At 61.7% G+C, this 8,580-nt stretch carries 6 protein-coding genes; all 6 read left to right on the top strand.

What is annotated here, in order from left to right:
- The coding region (locus tag RMO15_RS00480; protein ID WP_309706843.1) for an H-X9-DG-CTERM domain-containing protein at positions 1–473 on the top strand (473 nt) is incomplete at its 5' end.
- Between the two features lie 72 nt (positions 474–545).
- Positions 546–2,600 carry a sugar-binding domain-containing protein gene (locus RMO15_RS00475; RefSeq protein WP_309706841.1) on the top strand — a complete coding sequence of 685 codons (2,055 nt, stop codon included), beginning with the start codon at positions 546–548 and terminating at the stop codon, positions 2,598–2,600.
- A complete protein-coding gene (locus RMO15_RS00470) occupies positions 2,597–3,505 on the top strand; it encodes a glycoside hydrolase family 43 protein (protein ID WP_309706840.1) in 909 nt (302 codons plus the stop codon). Before RMO15_RS00475 ends, RMO15_RS00470 begins: the two co-directional genes overlap by 4 nt.
- Entirely contained in the window at positions 3,502–5,310 is a 1,809-nt protein-coding gene (locus RMO15_RS00465; protein WP_309706838.1) for a sulfatase-like hydrolase/transferase, read from the top strand. Before RMO15_RS00470 ends, RMO15_RS00465 begins: the two co-directional genes overlap by 4 nt.
- Before the next feature lie 3 nt (positions 5,311–5,313).
- Positions 5,314–6,612, top strand: a complete 1,299-nt coding sequence (locus RMO15_RS00460; protein ID WP_309706837.1) for a TolC family protein — start codon at positions 5,314–5,316, stop codon at positions 6,610–6,612.
- Positions 6,613–8,580, top strand: a 1,968-nt coding sequence (locus RMO15_RS00455; RefSeq protein WP_309706836.1) for an efflux RND transporter permease subunit, incomplete at its 3' end; no start/stop codon positions are given.

The following is an 8,580-nucleotide window of genomic DNA, read 5'->3' as shown; positions in this document are numbered from 1 at the left end:
ATACGCGGCTTGCGACCGCAGCAACAACCGAGAACTGGGGCAGCTACTCCACCAACACGACCTACTGGAACACGGAGATCGGCACGCCGCCCTCATCCGAGTCCAACAACACCGCTCGCCAGACCACGATGTCCATGGTTGGGCAGCCTGCCGATACCATCTGGGCAATGGAGGGCAATGGAGGCTTTCAGGTCGCCTGGTCCAATATCCAGAACCAGCCCCGTACAATCGCTCAGTGGAATGGCTACCAGGTGCTGAGTCTCGTCCCTTCGACGAACCAGCCTACTTTCTTTCGTGAGGGAGGGATCACGGCACGCCATCAGGGGCGGCTTAACGTGGTCTGGTGCGATGGCCACGCAGGGACGATTGATCTGCGTCGCCTGATGACCCCTGGGACGACATGTATCACCCCAACCAACCCGCCCAATATCACCAACTGCGCCTACCGTTTCCTCACCATCGAAGAGGACTAGGCTCTCGTCAAACCAGAGGGCAAGCCTGCTCTCTGGTTTATTTTTTTGAAACTAGGTAAACGTTTTCCCAAAATGGCAAATCCGCCCTATCCCTCAAAGCTCGACACTCCCTGGAGCGCAAAAGTGAGTAAGACACTGCCCTGGCCCGAGTACCCCCGGCCCCAGCTTGTCCGAAAGCAGTGGCAGAACCTCAATGGTTCTTGGGACTATGCCGTGGTGCCCAAGGGCCAGCAAGAGGCTCCTAGACACTGGGATGGCAAGATCCTGGTGCCGTTTTGCATCGAGTCGGCGCTCTCTGGAGTCCGACGCACCGTCACGCCCGACGATGCGCTCTGGTACCAGCGGCGCTTTGTCCCAAGTACGCTGAAGTCGGAGAGGCAAGAGCGGCAGCTTTTACACTTTGACGCCGTAGACTGGGAGGCGCGTGTCTGGGTGAACGGTCAGGAAGTTGGACAGCACCAGGGGGGCTACGATCCGTTCACCTTAGACATCACGGAGGCGCTGCGTGTGGGAGAGAACACGCTCACCGTGCGGGTTTATGATCCCACCCGTGGGTTCCAGCCCTGCGGCAAGCAGAAGCTCGATCCCGGCGGCGTGATGTACACACCTGTTTCTGGGATCTGGCAGACGGTCTGGCTCGAAAGTGTCCCCGTGCGGCATCTCACTGCGGTGCGAGCCGAGACGACTCCTGACCGACAGGCGCTTGTCTTTTTTGTGGAGGGCTCTGAGGCAGCAACTCCCTACACGCTCCAGCTCAAGGACGGGCGACAAACCGTGGTAACGGCCACAGGAAAGACCGGCGAGCCGCTCACGGTGCGTGTTCCTAGTCCCAAGCTCTGGTCGCCAGGCTCTCCCTTTCTCTACAATCTCACCCTCACCGCCGCTGGAGGGGATCGTGTTGAGAGCTACGCGGCGCTACGAACGGTGGCGCTGGGGAAAGATCCACAGGGTTACACACGGATTCTGCTGAACGGCGAGCCACTCTTTCAGTACGGCCCGCTGGATCAGGGCTGGTGGCCCGATGGGCTCTACACCCCACCGACAGACGAGGCGCTCCGTTTTGACATTCAAGCGATGAAGCGCCTGGGCTTCAACATGGTGCGAAAGCACGTGAAAGTCGAGCCCGCCCGCTGGTACTGGCACTGTGACCGCGCCGGTTTGCTGGTCTGGCAGGACATGCCCAATGGCTGGGGAATCTCCACGGAGGAGGCGCGTGCCAACTTCGACACGGAGCTCAAGGCGATGGTAGATTTTAGTCGTCCGTTTCCATTGGTGGTTCTCTGGACGGTCTTCAACGAGGGGTGGGGACAGAGCAACTATGGCATGGAGCGCTCGCGAAAGCTCTCGGAGTGGCTACGCAGCTACGATCCCACCCGGCTTGTCTCCAGCGGCTCGGGCTGGTTCAATGTGGGTGGAGATCAAATAGACGACATTCACTGCTACCCCGGCCCGGGAATCCACCCACTCACCGAGGGACGTGCGGCTGTGCTGGGCGAGTTTGGGGGAATGCGGCAGGCGACTCCCGGCCATAGCTGGAAGCCCGAGAACGATAAAGAGAACACAAAATTCGCTGGGAGCCTCGCAAAGCGCTACGGCGAGCTGCTGGATCAGGTGCTCTTGCTCCGTGAGCAGGGGCTTGCAGCGGCGGTCTACACCCAGCTCACCGATGTGGAGATCGAACTCAACGGCTTTCTCACCTACGACCGGCGTGTCAATAAGCTTGACGGTGACGTGGCACTGAAGCAGCAGAGTACGCGGCTCTACGCGCCGGGCCCCTCGGTGACGATTCTGGCACAGCTCGGACCACTCGGTACCACACAGAAAAACATCAGCTGTATCGGGCCGTTTCCCACGCAGCCGCAGACCGTGCGCTTTGTCTGGGACGGTAAGACAGAGCGTGTGGAGCTCTGGAGCTGGGCGATCCTTGGGGCATCATTGAGCCTGACCGTAAACGGACAGCCCGTCCCCGAGCTGAGCGGCGGCGCGGGCGAGTTCTACCGAAGCGTGAACATTTCACGCCTGCTGAGCGTCGGCGAAAATATGCTCACGGTCACGGCGACAGCTAAAGAGGCAAGTGCCATGTTCGAGGTTCGCGCCCTGGCGATCTCGGAAAGTTCGGGGAAATGATGGTGACACTCAGCGACATTCGGGTACGGGATCCGTTTATCTTGACCGAAAACCAGACAAATACCTACTATCTCTATGTACAAAAGAGCAATCGTATCGAAGCGGAGCGTGGTGTCGAGGTCTACACGAGCGCGAATCTGCGTGAGTGGACAGAGCCGATCTCGGTGTTTTCCGTGCCCGAGAAAAGCTGGGCCAGCGAAGCCGTCTGGGCACCCGAGGTGCATCTCTATCACGGGCAGTACTATCTCTTTGTGACGCTCTCGGGCAAGCCCCATCAGGCGCAGACGACACGCCCGCCGCTCCAGCCACGGGGAACGCAGCTCTTTCTCGCCGACTCACCGCTCGGGCCGTTTCTGCCGTTTGCGAATCAGCCACACACGCCATCTGGGAAGATGTGCCTGGATGGAACCCTCTTTATTGAGAACAATAAACCCTGGCTGGTCTACTGTCACGAGTGGATTGAGCTTGAAGACGGCACTGTCGAGGCAATTGCGCTTAAAGATGATCTTTCGGGGACATCCGGAAAGCCCAAGACGCTCTTTAAGGCGACCGATGCGCCTTGGGTGCGGAGTCTTCCGAAACACCGAGGCTTTGTGACCGATGGCCCGTTTTTTCATCGTACTTCGGGCGGTACACTCTGCATGCTCTGGTCCAGCTTTGGTGAGAAGGGCTACGCGCTGGGGCTGGCTCGCTCCCGCTCGGGAAACCTCACGGGCCCCTGGGATCAGGATCAAGAACCACTTTTCGCTGCCGATGGAGGCCATGCCATGCTCTTTCGGACGTTGACAGGCAGCTTGTTGCTCACACTGCATCAGCCCAACGGAGGTGGCAAAGAACGCGCCCAGCTCTTTGAAATTACCGAGAGTGCCCATTCCCTCTCGCTTAAAGGAACATACACTCCATGAGATTCTCTTTTCTTGCTTGTCTTGCTGCCTTCTGCCTTGCGGTGCCCACTGGGGCGCAGCCCCAGAAGCCCAATATCGTGGTGATCTTCACTGACGACCATGGCTTTGCGGATCTGGGCGTTCAGGGCAGTGTCAAAGACATACAAACCCCCAACATAGATGCGCTGGCCCGCGACGGCGTGCGCTTTACCCGGGGCTACGTGACCGCGCCACAGTGTGTCCCTAGCCGCGCGGGGCTACTCACGGGGCGCTACCAGCAGCGCTTTGGCGTGGACGATAACCTCAAAGGCCCGCTTCCTCTCTCGGAGCAGACACTGGCGGAGCGCCTTAAAGACGCGGGCTACACCACGGGGATGGCGGGCAAGTGGCACCTGGACTTAACCCCCGCACCGGGTGGTGGCCAGCGCTCGTCGGGGCAGTTCATGCCCCATGCTCAAGGCTTTACAGAGTACTGGCGCGGTGAGATGACCAACTATGTCGCGTCCCATGCACTCGATGGCACGCCGTTTTCCGATGCCCCGAAGACCGTCAACGACAAACGCTTTCGGATCACCGTGCAGACCGAGGCCGCGCTGGGGTTTCTGGAGCGACGCGGAAAAGAGACAACCAAAAAGCCGTTCTTTCTCTACCTGGCCTACTACGGCCCCCACGTGCCGCTTGAGTCGCCTGAGCCGTGGTTTAGTAAGACCCCCAAAGAGGTACCACTAGAGCGGCGGCAAGCCCTGGCGACACTCGCGGCCATTGATGAGGGCGTGGGAAAAGTGCGTGAGAAGCTCAAAGCCCTCGGGCAAGAGAAGAACACCCTCATCTTCTTTGTCTCCGACAATGGCGCTCCGCTGAGAAAAGGGGCGTGGGATGGCTCGCTCAACACACCACTTGTCGGGGAGAAAGGCATGCTCACCGACGGCGGGATTCGAGTGCCGTTTGTGGCGGCGTGGCCGGGGACGCTCCCCAAAAACACCGTCTACGAGAAAGCCGTCAGCACGCTCGATGTCGCGGCCACCGCGACCGCGCTTGCCGGTCAGAAGCCCGATGCGGCGCTGGATGGCGTGAACCTGATGCCCTATCTGACGGGAAAGAATAAGAGCGAGCCGCACCCGAACCTCTACTGGCGCTGGCGTACGCAAGCCGCCGTGTTGGAGGGAAACTGGAAGCTCGTGCGCCTCGGCTCCGAGAGCTTTCTCTACGACACGACCAAGCCCGAGGGAGAGAAGCTCAACCTCGCGGCAAAAGAGCCCGCGCGTGTTGCGGCACTCTCCGCCAAACTCGAAGCCTGGTCCAAGATGATGCGCGACCCGAACCTGCCCAGTGCGGCGATCAACCCCGCAGACCAGAAATTCTTCGACGACCATGTTCTTGGGGCGGGTGCCGGTAAAGCCAGCGTCGCAGGTGTGGCGGGTGGCACGCAGGGCTGGATCGCCCGCTACAGTGAGCTTGCCCTGAAAGATGGGGCGCTCGTTCTGACGCCCGATGCGCTCGCCAAGCAGGCTCCGTTTGCCGTTAAGCAAGGTCTCAGTCTGACCGGGCCACTCACGCTGAAGTTCAGCCTTAAAGGCGATCCCAAAGGCGAGGGCGCGATTTCGTGGCGCTTAGACGGTCAGCAGAGCTTTGCTCAGACCAAGTTTGTGCTCGGCAAAGAGTGCACTGCGGAGCTGCCAGAAACGGGCAAAATTGTCCATCTGCGCCTGCTTTTGCCCAAAGAAACACCGACGGCGATCGAGAGTATCGAGCTGCTTGGTAAGAACGGCAAGCGGGTCGGGTTCTGGGACTTTAGAGGAGCTCCGGCAGTCCATGTGGAACGGTAGCTCATGATTCCAATCCCGACGGCGCACGTGCTCGTTCAGGAAACTCCCGCTCTCACGCTGACACAAGCGCGACAGCGTGCCGTGGAGCGCCACGCGCAGCTTGCCCGTGCGAAGTCGCAGGTGCAGCAGGCGCAGACACGGGTGACACAGGCACAGGCGGCGGAGAAGCCGTCGGTGTTCTTCCAGGCAGTGGCAAGCCGTGGCCCGACAGGAGCGCCCGCTTTTGGACCGCTCAACAACCCCGGACTCAGTGGCGTGCCGCCGCAAGGTCTGGCGGGAATCGCGGGCGACCCGCTCAAGAAGCAGTTTGGGGCGAGCCTCAATCTCCAGCAGACGTTTCTGGATGGCGGCAGGACAAAAGACATCGTTGCCAGCCGTGCCCTCGCCGCCGAGGCCGCTGGGAGTGAGGTGCGGGTTCAGCAAGCACAGGTCTTGCTGCTCGTGGATCGTGCCTATCTTGCCGTGCTGCGTGCGGAGCGGAAAATTCAGATCGCCCAGGAGAGCCTGCGTCAGCGCGAGACCGTAGAACAGCAGGCGAAGCTCTTTTCGGAGTCGGGCTTGAAGTCGGGCGTGGATGCCCAGCTCGCGCTCGCCAGTGTTGCGGAGGCGCGGGGGGCGCTGTCTTCGGCAAAGAGCGAGCGGCTCAGCGCGACTGCGGCGCTGAACCACGCGATGGGGGAGACGAATCTTACCGAGTGGGCACTCACGCTCCCCAAGGCCGAGACGCTCCCGCAGACACTTACGGCGGCGCTCGAACGGGCCACACGGCAGCGCCCGGAGCTGACGGGAGTGGGGCTACTGCGACAGTCCGCAGAAGCCGCCGCCGCGAGCCTCAAAAAAGAGTTCCGTCCGCGCCTTGATGGCATTGCGAGCATTGGGGCGCTCAATCCGGGGCCACTGATCCGTAACAACCAGCTCTGGGCCGTAGGACTCGCCATGACCGTGCCGCTCTCCACGGGCGGAGCGATTGAGGGCCGCATCGCCGAGGAGCAGCGCCGCGCGGAGGCAGCAGAAAGCCAAGCGCGTGAGCTTAGGGAGCAAGTGCGCTTAGAGGTGACGCAGGCGTGGCTGGAGATCGAGGCAAAGACCGCTCTTCTGGAAGCGGCGACCGCGCAGGTGATGGCGGCGGAGACGGCGCGAACCCTGGCCCAGGAGCGCTACAAGCTTCAGCTCAACACCCTTGTGGAACTCACCGATGCGGAGGCGCAGGCGCTTCGGGCACGGCTTCTGGTGGTTGGGGCGGAGTACGAGCTGGCTCTGGCACGAGCAACTCTCCACTGGGCTCTCGGGGAGGCGAAGTAGATGAACTTGACAGTGCTGGCCCTGCGCCGCCCCTTGACGATCCTCGCGCTGGTAATCGGGCTGTTGCTCACGGCCTTTGTGGCACTCAAACGGATGCCCCGAGATGTCTTCCCCGATCTGGGCGTGCCGACGATCTACGTGGCGCAGCCTTACGGTGGCCTCGATCCGGCGCAGATGGACGGCTTTGTCACCTACTACTACGAGTACCACTTTCTCTATATCGCGGGCATTGAGCATGTCGAGAGCAAGTCCATTCAGGGCGCGGCACTCATCAAGCTCCAGTTCCATCCGGGCACGAACATGGCACAAGCGCTCTCGGAGACCATTGCCTATGTCAACCGTGCCCGCGCCTTCATGCCCGCCGGAACCGTCCCGCCGTTTGTGACGCGCTTTGACGCAGGCAGTGTCCCCGTGGGCCAGCTGGTGTTTACGTCGGAGACCCGCACCGTGCCGGAGCTTCAGGACGCTGCGCTCAATAAAGTCCGTCCACTCTTTGCCACGCTCCCCGGTGTCTCGGCCCCGCCGCCGTTTGGAGGCTCGGCGCGCTCTGTGGTGATCCATGCCGATCCCGAGCGCCTGCGCTCCTACAAGCTGACCCCCGATGAGCTGGTCAGCGCGATTGCCAGTGCCAATGTCATCGTTCCCTCAGGGAACCTGCGCATCGGCTCGAAGATGCCCCTGGTGCCTACCAATGCCACGATTGGCGCGGTCAAAGAGCTAGAGAGCGTCCCCGTACGCGTTTCCACGACCGGCGGCGGCCCCCTGGTCTATGTAAGAGATGTGGCGACGGTAGAAGACGGCTCGGACATTCAGACGGGAATCGGGCTGGTCAATGGCAAGCGCACGGTCTATATCCCTGTCACCAAGCGCGCGGATGCCTCGACGCTTACTGTGGTCGAGCTGGTGAAGGCCAACCTTGGCAAGTTCCAGAGCGTCTTGCCCGACGACGTGAAAGTCAGCTATGACTTTGACCAGTCGTCGTTTGTGACCGGCGCGATCTCCAATCTCTTGACCGAGAGCCTGCTGGGCGCGTTTCTGACGGGGCTGATGGTCTTGTTGTTCCTGCGGGACGTTCGCAGCGCCTTAGTCGTTGTGCTCACGATCCCGCTTGCCTTGCTCATCGCCTTAGTCGGGCTCTGGCTCTCGGGGCAGACGCTGAACCTGATGACTCTGGGTGGGCTGGCACTGGCCGTGGGGATTCTCGTAGACGAGGCCACGGTGACGATGGAGAGTGTCCACACGCATCTGGCAGCAGGGGAGAGCCCGGCGCGGGCGGCACGGCGGGCGGCGGCGGAGACGGCGGGGCCACGCCTTTTGGCACTGCTCTGCGTCCTGGCGGTCTTTATCCCTGCGCTGTTTATGGTCGGCCCCACACGGGCGCTCTTCACCCCGCTCTCACTTGCCGTTGCGTTTTCCATGGCCGCGTCGTATTTTCTGTCCAGCACGCTCGTCCCCGTTCTCTCCGTCTTGCTGCTCCGCGAACAAAGCCGCCACAGCGCCCCCGCCGCCGGGTTTGTGCGCCTGCTAGAAACGCTCGTTCGCTTTAGAAGCGTCTTGGTGCTGGGCTACTTTCTGGTCTGCGGCCTCACGCTCTGGCTGGGACTCGGGCGGCTCGGGGCCGACATCTTCCCCCGCGCCGACACCCACCAGCTCCAGCTGCGCCTCCGTGCTCCGGCGGGCACCCGCATCGAGAAGACTGAGGAGCTTGCGCTTCAAGTCCTGGCCTTTCTCGACGAAGAGGCGGGCAAGGGCGTGGTCGAAAAAACAATGGGCTTTATCGGGGTGCAACCGCCCAGCTTCCCGGTGAACCTGATTCATCTCTGGACGGGCGGCCCGCACGAGGCCGTGCTCCAGGCGCAGCTCAAGGGCGCGTCTCTGGAGCCAGTTAAAGAAAAACTCCGGGCACGGATCGCACGCGAGCTTCCCGGCGTGGGCATCTCGTTTGAGCCCGCCGATATCGTCAGTCGC

This window comes from Armatimonas sp., assembly GCF_031410135.1.
Taxonomy (GTDB): Bacteria; Armatimonadota; Armatimonadia; order Armatimonadales; family Armatimonadaceae; genus Armatimonas.
The sequence above is the reverse complement of the archived record's forward strand: the minus strand, read 5'-3'. Positions and strand labels throughout refer to the sequence as shown.